At 67.2% G+C, this 17,213-nt stretch carries 17 protein-coding genes; 7 read left to right on the top strand and 10 right to left on the bottom strand.

Translation table 11 applies throughout. The features are described from left to right. Nucleotides 1-160: 160 nt before the first annotated feature. Both ABZX86_RS19720 and ABZX86_RS19725 read left to right on the top strand, forming a co-directional pair. Complete coding sequence (locus ABZX86_RS19720; protein ID WP_355125346.1) at nt 161-1,153, top strand: ATP-binding cassette domain-containing protein; 993 nt, start codon at nt 161-163, stop codon at nt 1,151-1,153. 53 nt (nt 1,154-1,206) lie between these two features. Then, on the top strand, nt 1,207-1,995 hold the full coding sequence (locus tag ABZX86_RS19725; RefSeq protein WP_355125855.1) for an ABC transporter permease: 789 nt from the start codon (nt 1,207-1,209) through the stop codon (nt 1,993-1,995). Nucleotides 1,996-2,257: 262 nt separating this feature from the next. Here ABZX86_RS19725 and glmS read toward each other — a convergent pair whose 3' ends face one another. After that, nucleotides 2,258-4,096: a glutamine--fructose-6-phosphate transaminase (isomerizing) gene (gene glmS / locus ABZX86_RS19730; RefSeq protein WP_355125348.1), complete on the bottom strand. Its 1,839-nt coding sequence runs from the start codon at nt 4,094-4,096 to the stop codon at nt 2,258-2,260. 20 nt (nt 4,097-4,116) lie between these two features. Next, the gene (locus ABZX86_RS19735) at nt 4,117-4,386 is read right to left on the bottom strand and encodes a hypothetical protein (RefSeq protein ID WP_355125350.1); all 270 of its coding nucleotides are present in this window, start codon (nt 4,384-4,386) and stop codon (nt 4,117-4,119) included. A 139-nt stretch (nt 4,387-4,525) separates the two neighbouring features. Here ABZX86_RS19735 and ABZX86_RS19740 point away from each other — a divergent pair, with 139 nt between their 5' ends. Both ABZX86_RS19740 and ABZX86_RS19745 read left to right on the top strand, forming a co-directional pair. Beyond that, a complete protein-coding gene (locus ABZX86_RS19740; protein ID WP_355125352.1) occupies nt 4,526-5,053 on the top strand; it encodes a peptidylprolyl isomerase in 528 nt (175 codons plus the stop codon). Between the two features lie 28 nt (nt 5,054-5,081). Further along, nucleotides 5,082-5,951: a rhomboid family intramembrane serine protease gene (locus tag ABZX86_RS19745; RefSeq protein WP_355125354.1), complete on the top strand. Its 870-nt coding sequence runs from the start codon at nt 5,082-5,084 to the stop codon at nt 5,949-5,951. A gap of 18 nt (nt 5,952-5,969) precedes the next feature. Here the strand turns inward: ABZX86_RS19745 and ABZX86_RS19750 are convergent, their stop codons facing one another. Continuing rightward, entirely contained in the window at nt 5,970-6,407 is a 438-nt protein-coding gene (locus ABZX86_RS19750) for a PH domain-containing protein (RefSeq protein ID WP_355125356.1), read from the bottom strand. A gap of 73 nt (nt 6,408-6,480) precedes the next feature. Beyond that, complete coding sequence (gene crgA, locus ABZX86_RS19755; RefSeq protein WP_327142972.1) at nt 6,481-6,747, bottom strand: cell division protein CrgA; 267 nt, start codon at nt 6,745-6,747, stop codon at nt 6,481-6,483. Nucleotides 6,748-6,884: 137 nt separating this feature from the next. Between crgA and ABZX86_RS19760 the strand changes: the two genes are divergently transcribed. The 3 genes from ABZX86_RS19760 to ABZX86_RS19770 are packed head-to-tail and all read left to right on the top strand — an operon-like array spanning nt 6,885 to nt 8,686. Beyond that, nucleotides 6,885-7,523, top strand: coding sequence for an aminodeoxychorismate/anthranilate synthase component II (locus ABZX86_RS19760; protein WP_327142973.1), 639 nt, complete (start codon nt 6,885-6,887; stop codon nt 7,521-7,523). 22 nt (nt 7,524-7,545) lie between these two features. Continuing rightward, complete coding sequence (locus ABZX86_RS19765; protein ID WP_355125359.1) at nt 7,546-8,238, top strand: dihydrofolate reductase family protein; 693 nt, start codon at nt 7,546-7,548, stop codon at nt 8,236-8,238. Beyond that, on the top strand, nt 8,228-8,686 hold the full coding sequence (locus tag ABZX86_RS19770) for a dCMP deaminase (RefSeq protein WP_355125361.1): 459 nt from the start codon (nt 8,228-8,230) through the stop codon (nt 8,684-8,686). The genes ABZX86_RS19765 and ABZX86_RS19770 overlap by 11 nt, the downstream gene beginning before the upstream one ends. A 47-nt stretch (nt 8,687-8,733) precedes the next feature. Here ABZX86_RS19770 and pknB read toward each other — a convergent pair whose 3' ends face one another. From pknB to ABZX86_RS19800, 6 genes are read right to left on the bottom strand one after another with little or no spacing between them, the layout of a single operon-like run. Next, entirely contained in the window at nt 8,734-10,659 is a 1,926-nt protein-coding gene (gene pknB / locus ABZX86_RS19775; protein WP_355125363.1) for a Stk1 family PASTA domain-containing Ser/Thr kinase, read from the bottom strand. Further along, the gene (locus ABZX86_RS19780; RefSeq protein WP_355125365.1) at nt 10,656-12,260 is read right to left on the bottom strand and encodes a serine/threonine-protein kinase; all 1,605 of its coding nucleotides are present in this window, start codon (nt 12,258-12,260) and stop codon (nt 10,656-10,658) included. The genes pknB and ABZX86_RS19780 overlap by 4 nt, the downstream gene beginning before the upstream one ends. Nucleotides 12,261-12,294: 34 nt before the next feature. Continuing rightward, the gene (locus ABZX86_RS19785; RefSeq protein ID WP_355125367.1) at nt 12,295-13,764 is read right to left on the bottom strand and encodes a penicillin-binding protein 2; all 1,470 of its coding nucleotides are present in this window, start codon (nt 13,762-13,764) and stop codon (nt 12,295-12,297) included. Beyond that, a complete protein-coding gene (locus ABZX86_RS19790; RefSeq protein WP_355125369.1) occupies nt 13,761-15,230 on the bottom strand; it encodes an FtsW/RodA/SpoVE family cell cycle protein in 1,470 nt (489 codons plus the stop codon). Before ABZX86_RS19790 ends, ABZX86_RS19785 begins: the two co-directional genes overlap by 4 nt. After that, complete coding sequence (locus tag ABZX86_RS19795) at nt 15,230-16,705, bottom strand: PP2C family serine/threonine-protein phosphatase (protein WP_355125371.1); 1,476 nt, start codon at nt 16,703-16,705, stop codon at nt 15,230-15,232. The genes ABZX86_RS19790 and ABZX86_RS19795 overlap by 1 nt, the downstream gene beginning before the upstream one ends. Further along, on the bottom strand, nt 16,702-17,169 hold the full coding sequence (locus tag ABZX86_RS19800; protein WP_327142981.1) for an FHA domain-containing protein: 468 nt from the start codon (nt 17,167-17,169) through the stop codon (nt 16,702-16,704). Before ABZX86_RS19800 ends, ABZX86_RS19795 begins: the two co-directional genes overlap by 4 nt. Nucleotides 17,170-17,213: the final 44 nt, after the last annotated feature.

The following is a 17,213-nucleotide window of genomic DNA, read 5'->3' on the forward strand; positions in this document are numbered from 1 at the left end:
GGAGCTGCCTGCCTCGGACCCCCGGCGGGATGTGGTCGTTAATGTGTGGCCTCCGCCGCTGTGCCGGGGCATACTTGCCCTGAATGTCCGGTCTTGTTCAGTAGCATCTGTGCAGCTCAGAGCCCCTGCGGCTGCCAACTCGCGAGACATCAGGAGAATCATGCCCGACGCAATCGTCGCCGAGGGTCTGGTCAAGAAATACGGCAAACTGGTCGCACTTGACGGACTCGATCTTGTGGTGCCGGAAGGCACCGTCACCGCACTGCTCGGTCCCAACGGCGCGGGCAAGACCACCACCGTGCGCGTACTCACTACGTTGCTGGTGCCCGATGCCGGGCGGGCAACCGTTGCGGGCGTTGATGTTCTGCGCGAACCGCAGCGGCTGCGCGCGCGCATCGGCGCGTCCGGTCAGTACGCGGCCGTGGACGAATACCTCACGGGCTTCGAGAATCTCGAGATGGTCGGCCGCCTCTATCACATGGGCGTGCAGCGCAGTAAGGAGCGAGCGCGGGAGCTGCTGGACCGTTTCCGGCTCTCCGATGCCGCCGATCGTCCGGTGAAGGGCTATTCGGGCGGTATGCGTAGACGCCTCGATCTGGCGGGCGCGCTGGTGGCGAATCCGCCGGTGCTGTTCCTGGACGAACCGACCACCGGGCTGGATCCCCGTGCGCGCCTGGATCTCTGGGATGTCATCGACGAATTGGTCGCCGGCGGCACCACGCTCCTGCTGACCACGCAGTACATGGAGGAGGCGGACAGACTCGCCGATTCCATCGCGGTCATCGACCACGGCAAGGTCATTGCCGAGGGCACCTCCGATGAGCTGAAGGCGCTCGTGGGTGGCGATCGCATCGAGCTTGTTGTCGACCATGCGGACAATCTGGGCATTGCCCAGCGGGCGCTGGAAGGCTTGGCGCAGGGCGAGATTCGGCTCGAACCCAGTATGCGGCGCATTATCGTGCCGGTGAACGACGGCTCGCAGGCACTGGTGGATGCCATCGGGCTACTCGCCAAACATGAAGTGGTCATTCATGATGTCGGCTTGCGCAGGCCCTCGCTGGACGATGTGTTCCTGTCGCTGACGGGGCACGAGGCCGACGATCTGATCAATGGCGCCAAGTCCGCCGAGCAGGCCGCGGGCGGTGCCCGATGAGCGCCGCACTCCAGACCACCGTCGACAATCCTTCGCCCGCAGCGCGTTTGGCGATGGTGTTCACCGACAGCGTCACCATCACCAAGCGCAATGTCATCAAGATCCGGCGCGTGCCCGACGTGCTGATCTTCTCGACGCTGTCGCCGATCATGTTCGTGCTGCTGTTCGCGTATGTTTTCGGTTCGGCAATTCAGTTGCAGGGCACGTCATATCGCGAATTCCTGATCGCCGGCATCTTCGCGCAGACCGTGGTCTTCGGCGCCACCTTCACCGGGCTCAGTCTCGCGGAGGATATGCAGAAGGGCATTATCGACCGCTTCCGGTCGCTGCCCATGGCGCCGTCGGCCGTGCTCATCGGGCGCACGCTCGCCGATGTGTGCATCAATCTGGTGAGCCTGGTGGTCATGTCGCTGACCGGTCTTGCGGTGGGCTGGCGCATTCGCGGTTCGTTCCTCGATGCCGTGCTCGCCTACGTGCTGCTGCTGCTCTTCGCCTACGCCGTCTCATGGATCATGGCGGTGGTCGGCCTGCTGGTGCGCGCGCCGGAGGTCTACAACAATGCCAGCTTCATGGTGATCTTCCCGCTGACCTTCATCGCCAATACCTTCGTTCCCACCGCCACCCTGCCCACCGTCCTACGGGTGATCGCGGAGTGGAATCCGGTTTCGGCGGTGACGCAGGCGAGCCGCGATCTGTTCGGCAATACCAGTCCGATGGGGCCGAGCACCGATGTGTGGCCGATGCAGCATCCGGTGGCGACAACGCTGCTGTGGGTCGTGGTGATTCTCGCCGTATTCGTGCCGCTGGCGCTGGCGCAGTACAAGCGCTCCGTGAGTCGCTGACTCGGGAGGCCGACGAATTACCTTCTCAGCGCGCGGATTCCGCGATCGGAGAAGGGCTGGAGCCGTTGCGGGAGTATCCCAGGCGCGGCGGCTCCGCGGCGGGGACCGGCGGCTGGGGTCGCCGGCTCACGAAAAACGCAATGGCGCCGCCCGCGATAGCAAGCACTGCCGCCACGATGATTCGACTACGAAAACGCCCCAGCTCCATCCGACCACTGTGACACAGCAATGGATTTCGCGCACCCGAGTGCGCGTCCGGGGGTTACTCGACGGTAACGCTCTTGGCCAGGTTGCGGGGCTTGTCCACATCCCGGTCCAGGGCGACGGCCATGTGATAGGCCAGCAGCTGGAGCGGGATGGTCAGGATGATGGGGTCCAGTTCCCGCGCGACCGCGGGGACCCGGATGACCGCATCGGCCAGCCCGGGCGGCAGGTCGGTATTGGTGATGGCAATCACCGGTCCGCCGCGAGCCTTGATCTGCTCGATGGTGGTGATGTTCTTCGCGAGCAGTTCGTCACCGGGGATCAGGACCACGCTCGGCATGTCCGGATCAATGAGGGCGAGCGGGCCGTGCTTGAGTTCGGAACCCTGGTACGCCTCGGCGTGGATGTAGGAGATCTCCTTGAGCTTCTGCGCACCCTCGCGGGCCACCGGCCAGCCGCGCACCCGGCCGACGAAGAACATGCTGCGCGCCTTGGCGTAGCGGTTCGCGATCTCGGCGATCTCGGCGTCCTGATCGAGCACCGATTCGATGGCCTCCGGCAGCGCGCGCAGACCGGTGACGATGCGCTCGCCCCCGGCGGCCGACAGGTCGCGCACGCGGCCCAGCAGCAGCGCCAGCATGGCGAAGGAGACGGTCATATTGGTGAGCGCCTTGGTGGAGGCCACCGAGACTTCGGGCCCGGCGTGCAGGAACATACCGGCCCCGCATTCGCGGGCGATGGCGCTGCCCACGGCGTTCACCGCGCCGATGACCCGGCCGCCCTTGCGCTGCAGCTCCTGCACCGCGGCCAGGGTGTCCAGGGTCTCGCCGGACTGGCTGATGGCGATGTACAGCGCGTCCGGATCGACGACCGGATTGCGGTAGCGGAATTCGGAGGCGGGTTCGGCGGTCGCGGGGATGCGCGCCAGTTCCTCGATCAGCTGGGCGCCCAGCTGCCCCGCGTAATAGGCGGAGCCGCAGCCGAGGAAGACGACCTTGCGAATGCCGCGCAGTTCCCGCGCGTCCATGTTCAGCCCGCCCAGAATCGCGGTGGCGAAGCGTTCGTCGAGCCGGCCGCGCAGTGCCCGGCGGACCGCGTCGGGCTGTTCGGCCATTTCCTTGCGCATGAAGTCCGGATAGCCGCCGAGTGCGTAGTCCTCGGCCGCCATATCGATGGTGGTGGGCGTTTTGTCGGTCCGGCTGGCATCCAGTCCCAGTGTGCTGGTGCGGAATTCGCCCGCCTTCACGGTGGCCAGTTCGCCGTCGTCGAGGAAGACCACACGCTGGGTGTGGTGCACCAGTGCCGCCACATCGGAGGCCACGAACATCTCGCCGTCGCCGACGCCGAGCACGATGGGGCTGCCGTTGCGGGCCACGACGAGTTCGTCGGGACGGCGCGAATCCAGCACCAGCAGACCGAAAGTGCCTTCGACACTGTGCAGTGCGGTGCGGACGGCGTCCTCGAGCGACTCCGTATCGTCGAGGCAGGCGGCAATGAGATGCGCGATGGCCTCGGTATCGGTGTCGGAGAGGAATTCCACGCCGTCGGCGGTCAGTGCGGCGCGCAGTTGTTCGGCGTTCTCCACGATGCCGTTGTGCACCACGGCGATCCGCCCGCTGCCGTCGGTGTGCGGATGCGCATTGGCGTCACTGGGTTCACCGTGGGTGGCCCAGCGGGTGTGTGCGATGCCGACGGTGCCGCGCAGGCGCGCGCCCTCCGCGTCGACGCGATTGCGCAGATCCTGCACGCGGCCCTGGGTTTTGGTGATCCGCAGCCGGCCGCGGTGCGGCACGGCCAGTCCGGCGGAGTCGTAGCCCCGGTATTCGAGGCGGTGCAGGCCCTCGAGCAGGACCGGCACGGACTCACGGTGCCCGATGTATCCGACGATTCCACACATTGCGCGAAGCTCTCCTCTGTCTATCCGTAGACGATGCGGCGCAGCTGCCGTTCGGTGAATTCGGGGGCGGCCACCCGGTATTGCGCCAGTTCGCTCGCGATGCGCTGCCAGATTTCGGCATTGCGCACCTGGCGGCGTTGCAGTTCGGCGTGTCTGCGGCGCACGAACTGCTCTGCCGTTTCGTCGAAATATCCGACGACATCGGCGACCACCCGCGCCGCGATGGCGTCGGGCAGCCCCGTAGAGGCCGCCACATGGCGCACCAGATCGACCGGAACCCCGTCAGTCACGCCCTGAGCCTGCCCGATGAATGTCATTTCGCCAACATTTGTGCCCGATTCCGGGCAGGGAATCGCATCGAGCAGGTCACGGTCGCTGTTGGTGTGCCGTGGAACCGCGCAGTCCACCCCGGCCTCTACGCTGTGCTGCGTGACCTCACCGAATCAGACTGCTGTTGCGACGCTGCACACCAATCAGGGCGACATCAAGATCGCGCTCTTCGGTAACCACGCCCCCGCGACGGTCCGCAATTTCATCGGCCTGGCCGACGGCACCGCGCCCTATACGACCGCGAACGCCTCCGGCACCACCGAGGGCCCGTTCTACGACGGGTCGATCTTCCACCGCATCATCGACGGCTTCATGATCCAGGGCGGCGATCCGACCGGCACCGGACGCGGCGGCCCGGGGTACGAGTTCAAGGACGAGTTCCACCCGGACCTGCGTTTCGATCGCGGCTACCTGCTGGCCATGGCCAATGCCGGACCGGCCACCAACGGCTCGCAGTTCTTCATCACGGTCGGCCCGCAGTCGCACCTGAACCGCAAGCACACGATTTTCGGCGAGGTGGTGGACCCGGATTCGCGCAAGATCGTCGATGCGATCGCGAATGCCGCCACCGACCGCAATGATCGGCCCAAGGACGAGATCAAGATCTCCGGGATCACGCTCTCCTGAATCCGGCCTACCCCGAAGAGAATTCGCCATGAATCCGCAGCAGCCCGCACCGACCTGCTACCGCCATCCCGACCGCCCCACCGGTCTGGCCTGCACCAGGTGCGGGCGCCCGTCCTGCCCGGAGTGCCTGACCCCGGCCGCGGTCGGGCAGCACTGCGTGGAGTGCGTGCAGCAGGGCCGCCAGGATGTGCGGCCGGTCCGCAATCAGGCCGGGTCGGTACAGTCCAAGCGCCCGGAACCGTATGTCACCTGGTCACTCATCGCGGTGAATGTACTGGTCTTCGCGATCACCGCATTCCAGGCCCGCAGTGTGATGGACAACCAGCGCTCGGATCTGTTCGTGGACTGGATGCTGGTGCCGGCGCTGGTCGGGCACGGGCAGTGGGTGCGGGTGATCGGCTCCGCGTTCCTGCACTACGGCCCGATCCACCTGCTGGCGAACATGTTCGCGCTGTACGTGCTCGGCCCCTACTGCGAGATCGCGCTGGGCCGGGCCCGGTACCTGTCGGTGTACGCGGTCTCGCTGCTGGGCGGTTCGGCGGCGGTGACCGTGCTGTCGGATCCGCTGACGGCCTCGGCGGGCGCCTCGGGCGCGATCTTCGGATTGTTCGGCGCGGTGGCCGTGGTGATGCTGCGGACGCGGCAGAACCTCACCCAGATCATGGTGCTGCTGGTGATCAACCTGATCATCACCTTCTCGGTGCCGGGCATTTCCGTCTGGGCGCATCTGGGCGGCCTGCTGGCCGGTACCGTCGCGGCCGGCGGCATCCTGTACCTGCCGCGCTGGTTGCGCGCGAGTACGCCCGCCCTGGCCATGCGGATCGGCTGGATCGCGGTGGCCGCGGTGGGCCTGATCGCGGTGATCGTCACCGTGGTGGGCGCGCCGACGCTGTACTGACGGGCGTGCGGTGAGGCGCTACTGATTCACGAGATAGCCGCGCAACGTGTCGAGCACGTTCTCCGGCCGGGTGCCGAGATCCCAGCGCCCGAAGATGATCAGCTTCTCCTCGCCCTGGTGATCCACATCCATCTCCAGCATGGGCATGCGGCGTCCGAGGCGGCGATAGCTCACCACGCGGGCGCGCAGCACCTGCTCGGGTGTGTAGTACTGCGGTCCGGTGAGGCCGCGCACCACGATGTGCGGCACCGGCCCGGGCTCCACGGACAGGCGCGGGCGCTGCCGCAGTCCCATTCCGGCCAAGAAGAGCAGGCCGAGCGCGGCCAGGCCGATGAGCAGCCGTCCCGGGCCGTCGTTCGAGACGACGACGGCCACGGCGAGGATGATGCCGCCGAGGCCGCAAACGGCCAGCGCGGCCGGGGGTGTGGACCAGGAGAGCTGGGGCTCAGCAGTCACTTTCCCCACTTTCTCCTCGAGTTGTCCACAAGCTCATCCACAGGTGTGCATGAATAACAGTGGTGTAAGGAACTCATCGCCAGCGCATGGTCATGATCAGGCCCACGACCATGAGGCCGAACCCGATCAGGAAGTTCCACGCGCCCAGATCGCTCATCCAGGTGATGTGCTCGGCTGCCAGGTAATACACCAGCAACCACACCAGACCCGCGAGCATGAAGCCCAGCATGATGGCGACGTACCAGACCGGCGACGGGCCGGCCGACTTCACCTTCACAGGCGTGCGGCTGGCCGGGTTGATCGTGTAGTCGGTCTTCTTCCGGACCTTCGACTTGGGCATGACGTCCTCAGTTTCGGCGTGCAGTCTCGGTAGACATTATCCCAGGTCACTCGAGCACAACCTGTGCGAGCCACTCTGGGGGAATAAACGACGGTATTGCATGCGACGCGGCGGGACCCGCCCACTAGTCTCGAATCATGCGTGTATTGGTCGTCGACAACTACGACAGCTTCGTGTTCAACCTGGTCCAGTATCTAGGACAGCTGGGTGCCGAGGCTGTTGTCTGGCGCAATGACGATCCGCAATTGGCTGATCTCGATGCCGTCGTGCAGGAGTTCGACGGAATTCTGATCAGCCCCGGCCCGGGCACGCCGGAGCGCGCGGGCGTCAGCATCGAACTGGTCAAGGCCTGCGCCCGGCACGAGCGCCCGCTGCTCGGGGTCTGCCTGGGCCATCAGGCGATCGGCGTGGCGTTCGGCGCCACCGTGACCCGCGCCCCGGAACTGTTGCATGGCAAGACCAGCGAGGTCTTCCACATCGGCGCGGGCGTACTGGCCGGTCTGCCGGATCCGTTCACGGCCACCCGCTACCACTCCCTGACCGTGCTCGAGGAGACCATGCCGCCGGAGCTGGAGGTGCTGGGCCGCACCGAATCCGGCATCGTCATGGCCATGCGGCATCGCACCCTGCCGATCCAGGGGGTGCAGTTCCATCCCGAATCGGTGCTCACCCAGGGCGGGCATCGCATGCTGGCGAACTGGCTGGGCGTGTGCGGCGAGCGTCCCGCCGAGGCGCTCGTGAAGACCCTCGAGGCGGAGGTCGCGGCGCTGGTATGACGGCATACCGAATGAGCGGGGCATGACGACCGGTCGAGGGCGACCGCATGTGCTGCTGTCGGTGGCAGTCAGCATCGACGGCTATATCGACGATGCCGGACCGGATCGGCTGCTGCTGTCCAATGCGGCCGATTTCGATCGGGTCGATGCGCTGCGCGCCGCCTCCGACGCGATTCTGATCGGCGCGCAGACGCTGCGCAGCGACAATCCGCGGCTGCTGGTCAGCAATCCGGACCGGCGGTTGCAGCGGCTCGCGGCCGGGCAGCCCGAATATCCGCTGCGGGTGATCGTCACCGCGGCCGGGGATCTCGATCCGGCGCTGCGGTTCTGGCAGCACGGCGGCGAAAGGCTGGTCTACACCACCGATTCCGGTGCGGCGCGGATCGGTGACCGCCTGGACGATCTCGCGGAGGTCGTATCCCTGGGTGCGGCGGTCGATTTCGCGACCCTGCTGGACGATCTCGGCAAACGCGATATCGCCCGCCTGATGGTGGAGGGCGGCGGCGCCATCCACACCGCCTTCCTGGCGGCCGGTCTGGTCGACGAGATCAGCATGGCGATCGCGCCGCTGGTGATCGGTGATCCGGCCGCGCCCCGCTTCCTGGGGACAATTGTGGATAGTTCTCGACACCGCATGCAGCTGGCCGAGGTCAGCCGGATCGGTGATATCGCCCTGCTGCGCTATCTGCCGAAGGAGGATTCGAGTGCCGGATGAAACACGGGGGGATCGGGGCTGGATGCGGCATGCCATCGGCCTGGCGCGCCTGTGCCCGCCCAGTGACACCGCCTTCTCCGTCGGCGCGGTGATCGTCGGCGCGGACGGTGTCGAGATCATGCACGGCTGGTCCCGGGAGACCGATGACAAGGTGCACGCCGAGGAATCCGCGCTGAACAAGCTCGGCGACGACCCGCGCCTGCCGCACGCCACCCTCTACAGCACCCTGGAGCCCTGTTCGCAGCGCGGCAGCAAGGACCGCGCGCCGTGCACGGATCGCATTCTGGCGGCGGGCATTCGGCGCGTGGTCATCGCCTGGCGCGAACCCGGCACCTTTGTGGACAACTGCCAGGGTGTGGAGAAACTCCGCGAGCACGGCATCGAGGTAGTCGAATTGTCCGATCTCGCAGATGAAGCCATGTCCATGAACCGGCACCTGCAACTATGAAAAAAGGGGGTGCGCGGGAATCCCGCACACCCCCAAGGCGTATCAACTCACGGCGGGCCGAGCAGTGACGCGCCGACGGTAATGGTCACCGTCTGATTCTTGGCGATGGACGATCCGGCGGACGGCTGCTGGGCGATGATGCGGCCGACCCCGCTGGGATCCAGCGTGCTCTGCGTGTTCTGACTGATCTGCCCGTTCCAGCCGCGCTGCCGCAGCGCGTCGGCGGCCTGCCCGGGGGAGAGGCCGATGAGGCTGGGCATGGGGATCTGATCACCGGAGGCGACCTGCACGGTCACCGTCGAACCCTTGTCGGCCTGGGTGCCGGCGGCCGGATCGGTGCTGATCACGGTGCCCTTGGCCTGATTGCTCGGCACTTCCTGAATGGTGACCTTGAAACCCGAGCTGTCGGTCAGATTCGGTTGCGCCACATCGATGGACTGGCCGACGACATCCGGGACGCGGACCTTGTCCGGGCCGGAGCCGAGGCTGATGGTGACCTGCCCGCCGGTGTCGATCTTCTGCGCCTCGACCGGATTCTGGCTGGTGACCTTGTCCTTCTCGTCGACACTGGAGGCTTCCCGGCGCACATCCGGATTGAGCCGCAGCCCAACGGAATTGAGCTGCTGTTCGGCCTGCTGCTGGGTCAATCCGGCCAGGCGCGGCACCGCCACCTGCGACGGTCCGCTGGAGACCTGCAAGGTGATCGTGCTGCCCTTGTCGATGCGGGAGCCGCCCAGGGGCTGGGTGGCGATCACATTGTCCTGCGCGACCTTCGGGTCCGGTTTGTTCTGAATCGCGACGCTGAAGCCGAGCTTCTCCAGATCCCGCTGTGCGAGTTGGTAATTCTGGTTCGAGAGCTCGGGCACCGCCACCTGGTCGGCATGGCTGCCGGGTCCGACGAACGCCCAGAACAGCACGCCGCCGACGGCGAGCACGGCGACGACGACGGCCGCGATGAGCCCGTTCCGGCGTCCGCCGCCGCCGCCTCCGCCACCACGGCCGGCCTCGACGAGTTCCTGTTCGGTGGTGTCGTCGCGGCGCTCGACCGTGCGGTAGCTGCGCGGCGGCGGCAGATCGTCGTCGAGGAAATTATTGCGATCCTCGTCGTTCATGACCATGGGCGCGGTGGGCTTCTGCCCTCCCAGCACCCGGATCAGATCGGCGCGCATTTCGGCGGCGGTCTGATACCGGTTGGCCGGGTTCTTGCTCATGGCCTTGAGCACGACGGAGTCGAGTTCGCGCGGTACGCCGGGGTGCACGTGCGAGGGCAGCCGCGGGTCTTCGCGCACATGCTGGTACGCCACGGCGACGGGCGAATCACCGGTGAAAGGTGGTTCGCCGGTGAGGATTTCGAAGAGCACACAGCCGACGGAGTACACGTCGGAGCGCGCGTCCACCTGCTCGCCGCGGGCCTGCTCGGGGGAGAGGTACTGGGCGGTGCCGATGACGGCGGCGGTCTGCGTCATGGGGTTGGAGCTGTCGGCCAGCGCGCGTGCGATGCCGAAGTCCATCACCTTCACCGCGCCCGCGCGGTTGATCATGATGTTGGCGGGCTTCATATCCCGGTGCACGATGCCGTTGCGGTGCGAGAAGTCCAGCGCCGCACACACATCCGCGATGACCTCCATGGCGCGGCGCGGGGCCATCGGGCCCTTGCCGCGCACGATGTCACGCAGGGTGTCGCCGTCGACGTACTCCATCACGATGTAAGGCAGTGGGCCGCCGTCGATCTCGGCCTCACCGGTGTCGTAGACGGCGACGATGGCGGGATGGTTCAGCGCCGCCGCATTCTGCGCCTCACGCTTGAAACGCAGATAGAAGGTGGGGTCCCGGGCCAGGTCGGCGCGCAGCACCTTGATCGCCACATCGCGGCCGAGGCGTAGATCGCGCGCCTTGTGTACCTCGGACATGCCACCGAAGCCGATGATCTCGCCCAGCTCGTAGCGGGACGAGAGATTCTTCGGGGTCGTCATGACTGTCCTTGGGGGATGACTGGAGCACTGCTGTCCGACGTTCCTGCGTATCCACCGGCTCCGGGTACCGCTTGCCCGTACTCATCGTGTCCGTTGCCGTATCCGCGGGCACCGGGAACCGCTGGCCATGATGGTATGTCCCAGGTGGGGCGGGGGTAGCGACTGGTGGTCGGCCAGGCCGGCCGGGTGGTCGTGTTCTGCGGCGTCGTCGTCTGCGGCGTGGTCGTGTTCTGCGGTGTCGTCGTCGGCGCTGGTGTGGTCGTGGGCGCGTCCGTCGTGGTCGGCGGATCGTCGGTCGTCACGACGGGCGGCGGCACCGGCCGCTCCCGGGTGGTCGTGGTCGGCGGTGGTGTTGTCGTGGTGATGACCGGCGGCGGTGCGACCACCACGCTGGTGCGGGTGTTCGGCGTCGACTCCGGCGGCGAGCCGCTGAGCAGCACGAAAGCCGCTGCGCCGCCGAGGATCAGCGCACCGACACCGAGTCCGGCCATGGCCTTCTGGCTGTTGGTGAAGCGCCCGCCACCATCCCCGCCGGTCGCCGCCGGAGCCAGGGTGACCGGTCCGGCGGGCGGGCGCGGACCCGACATCATGACGGTGGCGCCGTCGCCGGGCTGCTGCTGCCGCATCTGCTGCGACGGGGTGGAGTACCGCATGGTGGGCTGGTCGCCGCGGCCGCCGGGAATCATGACGGTCGGCCCGTCGGGCGGCATGATGCGGGCGGCCCCGCTGGTCATGGCGGTGGTCGCCATACCGCCGGTGGGCGGGGGCCGTCTACCGGACCGCACGGCGGCCACCGCGTCGGCGAATTCGCCGCCGGTGGCGAACCGCTGCTGCGGATCCTTCGCCATGGTGACTTCGATGAGTTCGCGCACGTTCGGCGGCAGATCGGCCGGCAGCGGCGGCGGCGTTTCGCGCACATGCTTCATGGCCACGGTGAGCGCGCCGTCACCGGTGAACGGCCGCTCGCCGGCGAGCGCCTCGTAGCCGACCACGCCGAGCGCGTACACGTCGGAGGCGGAGGTGGCGTCCTCGCCGGTGGCCTGCTCCGGCGCGATGTACTGGGCGGTGCCCATGACCATGCCGGTCTTGGTGACCGGCGAGGCGTCGACCACCTTGGCGATGCCGAAGTCGGTGATCTTCACCTGACCCGTCGGCGTCACAAGTATGTTGCCGGGCTTCACATCCCGGTGCACCACGCCCGCGGCGTGTGCGACCTGCAGTGCGCGCCCGGTCTGCTCGAGCATGTCCAGACCCTGCTGGACCGACAGCCGGCCGAGCCGGCTCAGCACCGCGTTGAGCGGTTCGCCCTGTACGAGTTCCATGACCAGATAGGCGGTTTCGCCGCCCGAGGGATCCATGGTCTCGCCGTAGTCGTAGATGCCTGCGATGCCGGGGTGATTGAGCTGCGCGGTGGTCCGGGCCTCGGTGCGGAAGCGATGGCGGAAGGTGGGGTCGGCGGAGAATTCCGCCTTGAGCACCTTCACCGCGACCCGGCGATCGAGTCGTGTGTCGAGAGCTTCCCAGACCTGGCCCATTCCACCGGTGGCGATCAGCCGATGCAGCCGGTAGCGGTCCGCGATCAATGCACCGTTGTTCAGCATTTCCGACCCTGTCTACCTTGCGCGTTCATGTCGTTCAGCTCCCCAGCCCGGCGTTGAGCACCGCGCGGGCGACCGGCGCTGCCACCGACCCACCGGTGGCGGCCAGTGCCCGGTCGCCGCCGTTCTCGACGATCACCGCGATCGCGATCTTCGGGTTCTGCGCCGGTGCGAAGGCGATGTACCAGGCGTGCGGAGGGGTGTTGCGCGGATCGGTGCCGTGTTCGGCGGTGCCCGTCTTGGACGCGATCGTGTACGCGCTCTGTCCCCCTCCCGTGGTGTTCTTCTCCGATTCGATCATCATGTTGGTGAGCTGGGTGGCCACCGGTGCGCTGATCGCCTGCCCGACCGACATCGGCTTGATGGTCTCCAATGTGCTCAGATCGGGGGCTTGCAGCTGGTCCACCAAATGCGGCTGCATGCGGACGCCGCCATTGGCGACGGTCGCCGCGATGACCGCGTTGTCGAGCGGGGTGAGCGCCACATCGCGCTGCCCGATACTGCTCTGGGCGAGTGCCGGTGCGTCGGGAATGGTGCCGACGGTGCTGTCCGCCCACGGCATCGGAATATTGGGGTGCTGGCCGACGCCGAAGGCCGCGGCCTCGTCCTTGAGTTTCGCGGCCCCCACCTTCATACCGACCTCTGCGAAAGCGGTGTTACACGACAGCTTGAACGCGTCGGCCATGGATACGGTGGCGGCGTCGCCCGCACCGCAGTGCGTGCCGTTGTAGTTCTCCAGCGTGGTTGTGGTGTCCGGCAGGGTGATTCGCGGCGCCGCTGTGAACTGGTCGGTCGTCTGCGCGATATTGCCGGACAGCGCGGCGGCCGCGGTGATCACCTTGAACGTGGAGCCCGGCGGATACGTCTGCGAGACAGCACGATTCAGCATGGGCTGGCGCGGATCCGCCTGCAGCGTCTCCCAGGCCTGTGAGGACGCGGCCCCGTCGTGCCCGGAGAGCAGATTGGGATCGTAGGACGGGGTGGACACCATGGTCAGAATGCGCCCGGTGCTCGGCTCGATCGCCACCACGGATCCGGTGTAGCCCTTGGCCGTCAGCTGGTCGTAGGCGACCTTCTGCATGGCCGGGTTCAACGTGGTGATCACATTGCCGCCGCGCGGATCCCGGCCGGAGATCATATCGATGAGCCGCCGCCCGAACAGCTGATTGTCGGAGCCGTTGAGCACCGAATCCTCGGCGTGCTCGAGTCCGGTGCTGCCGTACTGCATGGAGTAGAAACCGGTCGCCGGCGCGTAGGCCAGCGGATCGGTCGGGTAGGTGCGCAGGTACTTGTAGCGATCGTCGGTGGAGACCGAGCTCGCGAGCACGGTGCCCTGTGCGGAGATCTGGCCGCGCTGACGCGCGTACTCGTCCAGCAGCACCCGCACATTGCGCGGATCGTTGCGCAGACTGTCGGCCTTGATCACCTGCACGTAGGTGGCATTGGCCAGCAGAGCCACGATCATCAGCATGACCGCCATGGCCACGCGGCGCAGCGGTGTGTTCACGCGGTGCCCCCCTTCGGTCGCCGCAGCAGTTCGGTGGGCGCGTCGGTGATGGACTCCTGCGGCTTCTTCCGGACCGGGGCCGGCGCCCGCGCCGCATCGGACACCTTGATCAGCAGCGCCACCAGCGCGTAGTTGGCCAGCAGCGAAGAGCCGCCGTAGGACATGAACGGTGTGGTGAGGCCGGTCAGCGGAATCAGCTTGGTGACACCGCCGACCACCACGAAGACCTGGATGGCGATGGTGAAGGCCAGCCCCGCCGCGAGCAGCTTGCCGAAGCTGTCGCGCACCGCGAGCGCGGTGCGGATGCCGCGAATCACGAACACGCAGAACAGCATCAGCACGGCGGAGAGCCCGATCAGGCCGAGCTCCTCACCGATCGCGGAGATGATGAAGTCGGTTTTGGCGAACGGCACCTGTGACGGCCGCCCGCTGCCCAGCCCGGTCCCGGCGAGACCGCCGGTGGCCAGCCCGAACAGCGACTGCGAAATCTGATAGCCGGTGTTGTTGTAGTCGGCGAACGGGTGCAGCCAGGTCTCGACGCGCACCCGCACATGCCCGAAGGCGTTGTAGGCGAAGACGAATCCGATGGCCAGCAGCACCGTGCCGACCGCCACCCAGCCGACCCGCTCGGTCGCGATGTAGAGCATGCACAGCACCGTGCAGAAGATGAGCAGCGAGGTGCCGAGGTCCTTCTCAACCACCAGCACGCCGACGCAGACGATCCAGACCAGCAGGATCGGACCCATATCCCGGGCGCGCGGCAGTTCCAGCCGGAATACGTGCCTGCCCGCGGCGGTGAACAGATCACGCTTGGCGACCAGCACCCCCGCGAAGAAGATGATCAGCAGGATCTTCGCGAACTCGCCGGGCTGAACACTGAAGCCGGGCAGTCGAATCCAGATCTTGGCGCCGTTCACCTGGGAGAACCGGTCCGGCAGCACGGCCGGGAGGGCCAGCGCGGCCAGCCCGACCAGGCCGAGCGTGTAGGCGTAACGGGCCAGCGTGCGGTAGTCCCGCAGCAGAATCAACAGGCCCGTGAAAACCACCATCCCCAACCCCGTCCACAGCACCTGCTGGTTGGCATCGGGGGAGGGGATGGGCTGCGAAGCGAGGAAGGCGTCCTGCTTCTCGGCCAGGTCGAGTCGATGGATCAGCACCAGCCCGAGCCCGTTCAGCAGGGCCACGATGGGTAGTAGGAGGGGATCGGCGAAGGGTGCGTACCGGCGGACCGCCAAATGCGCCACCCCGAACAGGGCCAGGTAGGCGGCGCCGAGTTTGGCGATCTCCCACGTGATCTCCTGTTCCTGACTGGCCTCGACCAGCACCAGCGACACCGTCGTCACCACTGCCGCCAGACCGAGCAGCAGCAGTTCCACGTTCCGCCGGGTGGACGGCGGAGGCGCGGGAGCGAATCCGCCCGGTGGACTGGGAAAGGCCCCAGCGGACGGTGGTGCCGGTGCGGACATCAGTCCGCCACCCTGCAGTTCTGCCCCGGCGTCTGCGGCGCGATCGTGGTGGACGGAACCGGTGCACGCGGTTCCAGCTGATGATTGTCACCGGAGCCGGCCGGAGCGCCGGGCACGGTGGTGGTCGGCGGGGCCGCCGCGGTGGTGGTGACCGGAGGGGCGTTCGGATCGACCGGCGGGGTGACGACGGGCGGCACCACCGGCTGCTGCTTCTCGCACGGCGGCAGCAGATCGTTGCGGGTCAGGCTCTGCAACTGCTTGATGGCGTCGTCGCGGGACCCCGGCGGCAGACCCTTGTCGACCGAATCACGCCCGGTCGGCTTCAGATCGGTGAGCTGCAGACTGCGGCAGCCCGACGGGAAATCCCCACCGGGAGACGTCATCTGGAGATCTCCGCTGCGGGTGACGCAGGCGGACTGATCCACATCGCGAATCGAATAGCCCAGCACCGAACCCGGCAGCCCGCGCAGCACCACGACCTTGTCGTGATCGGCGCCGACGTAGTAGTTGCCGCGAATCATGTTGTAGCCCACCGTGAGCCCGGCGCCGATGGCGATGAGCAGGGCGAGCGACAGCCCGATCCAGCGCAGCTTGTGGCTCTTCTTCGGCGGTTCCGGCTCCGGCGCCTGGACGGCCCGGCGCGGTGCGGCCCGCGGCGGGCGCATGGCGGCGGCCCGGCCGGCGGCGGTGTTCGGCGGGGGAGTGTCCTCGTCCTCACCGGAGGCGGCGCCGGCCACGATGGGGTGGCTCTGGCCGTAATCCAGATCGATGACATCGGCGACGACGACGGTCACATTGTCGGGACCGCCACTGCGCAGCGCCAATTCGATGAGCCGGTCGGCGGATTCGTCGGTGCTGCCCTCGCGCATGGTGTTGGCGATGGTCTCGTCGCTGACCACATCCGACAGACCGTCGGAGCACAGCAGATACCGATCGCCGGCGCGGGCCTCCCGCATCACCAGCGTGGGCTCGATCTCATTGCCGGTGAGCGCCCGCATGATCAGCGACCGCTGCGGGTGGGTGTGCGCCTGCTCCGGGGTGATCCGGCCCTCGTCGACCAGCGACTGCACGAAGGTGTCGTCGCGGGTGATCTGGGTGAGTTCACCATTGCGGAGCATGTAGCCGCGGGAGTCACCGATATGGGCCAGGCCGAGTTTGCGGCCGGCGAACAGGATGGCGGTGAGCGTGGTGCCCATGCCGTCGAGTTCCGGTTCCTCCTCGACCTGATCGGCGATGGAGGCATTACCTTCGTGCACAGCACGATCCAGCTTGCCGAGCAGATCGTCGCCGGGCTCGTCATCGTCGAGATGCGCCAGCGCGGCGATCATCAACTGCGAGGCGACTTCACCGGCGGCGTGGCCGCCCATGCCGTCCGCGAGGGCGAGCAGGCGCGCACCCGCGTAGACGGAATCCTCGTTGTTGGCTCTGACGAGACCACGGTCGCTGCGCGCTGCATAGCGGAGAACAAGAGTCACGATCGCAGCTCGATCACAGTCTTCCCGACACGGACAGGGGTGCCGAGTGGAACTCGCACCGGGGTGGTGACCTTCGACCGGTCGAGGTAGGTCCCATTGGTGGAACCGAGATCCTCGACATACCAGTCCTCCCCGCGCGGCGAGAGTCGCGCATGACGGGTGGAGGCGTAGTCGTCGGTGAGGACCAGTGTGGAATCGTCCGCGCGCCCGATCAGCACCGGCTGTGTGCCGAGTGAGATGCGGGTGCCGGCGAGTGAACCCTGAGTCACCACGAGATATTTGGCGCCCTTCTGGCCTCGGCGCAAGGATGGGAGCACCGCGGAGCCGCCTTGGGCCCGAGGTGCGACCCGAATGCCGGAGGCCGCGTAGATATCACTGCGCAAGGTCCGGAGCACGGCCCACACGAACAGCCACAACAACAGCAGGAACCCCGCACGGGTGAGTTGCAGGATCAATCCCTGCACGGTGCTCCACCTCCTGTTCGACCGTGTCGTACGTACGGGCTGTC

It is taken from the genome of Nocardia sp. NPDC006630 (genome assembly GCF_040611495.1).
Classification (GTDB): Bacteria; Actinomycetota; Actinomycetes; order Mycobacteriales; family Mycobacteriaceae; genus Nocardia.

Bases quoted from the DNA above. Each gene is read 5' to 3' on its own strand.
- ABZX86_RS19780 (WP_355125365.1), bottom strand. From the start codon at position 12,260: ATGCTGAACAACGGTGCATTGATCGCGGACCGCTACCGGCTGCATCGG.
- pknB (WP_355125363.1), bottom strand. From the start codon at position 10,659: ATGACGACCCCGAAGAATCTCTCGTCCCGCTACGAGCTGGGCGAGATC.
- ABZX86_RS19765 (WP_355125359.1), top strand. From the start codon at position 7,546: ATGACGACCGGTCGAGGGCGACCGCATGTGCTGCTGTCGGTGGCAGTC.
- glmS (WP_355125348.1), bottom strand. From the start codon at position 4,096: ATGTGTGGAATCGTCGGATACATCGGGCACCGTGAGTCCGTGCCGGTC.
- ABZX86_RS19790 (WP_355125369.1), bottom strand. From the start codon at position 15,230: ATGTCCGCACCGGCACCACCGTCCGCTGGGGCCTTTCCCAGTCCACCG.
- ABZX86_RS19760 (WP_327142973.1), top strand. From the start codon at position 6,885: ATGCGTGTATTGGTCGTCGACAACTACGACAGCTTCGTGTTCAACCTG.
- crgA (WP_327142972.1), bottom strand. From the start codon at position 6,747: ATGCCCAAGTCGAAGGTCCGGAAGAAGACCGACTACACGATCAACCCG.
- ABZX86_RS19725 (WP_355125855.1), top strand. From the start codon at position 1,207: ATGGTGTTCACCGACAGCGTCACCATCACCAAGCGCAATGTCATCAAG.
- ABZX86_RS19745 (WP_355125354.1), top strand. From the start codon at position 5,082: ATGAATCCGCAGCAGCCCGCACCGACCTGCTACCGCCATCCCGACCGC.
- ABZX86_RS19720 (WP_355125346.1), top strand. From the start codon at position 161: ATGCCCGACGCAATCGTCGCCGAGGGTCTGGTCAAGAAATACGGCAAA.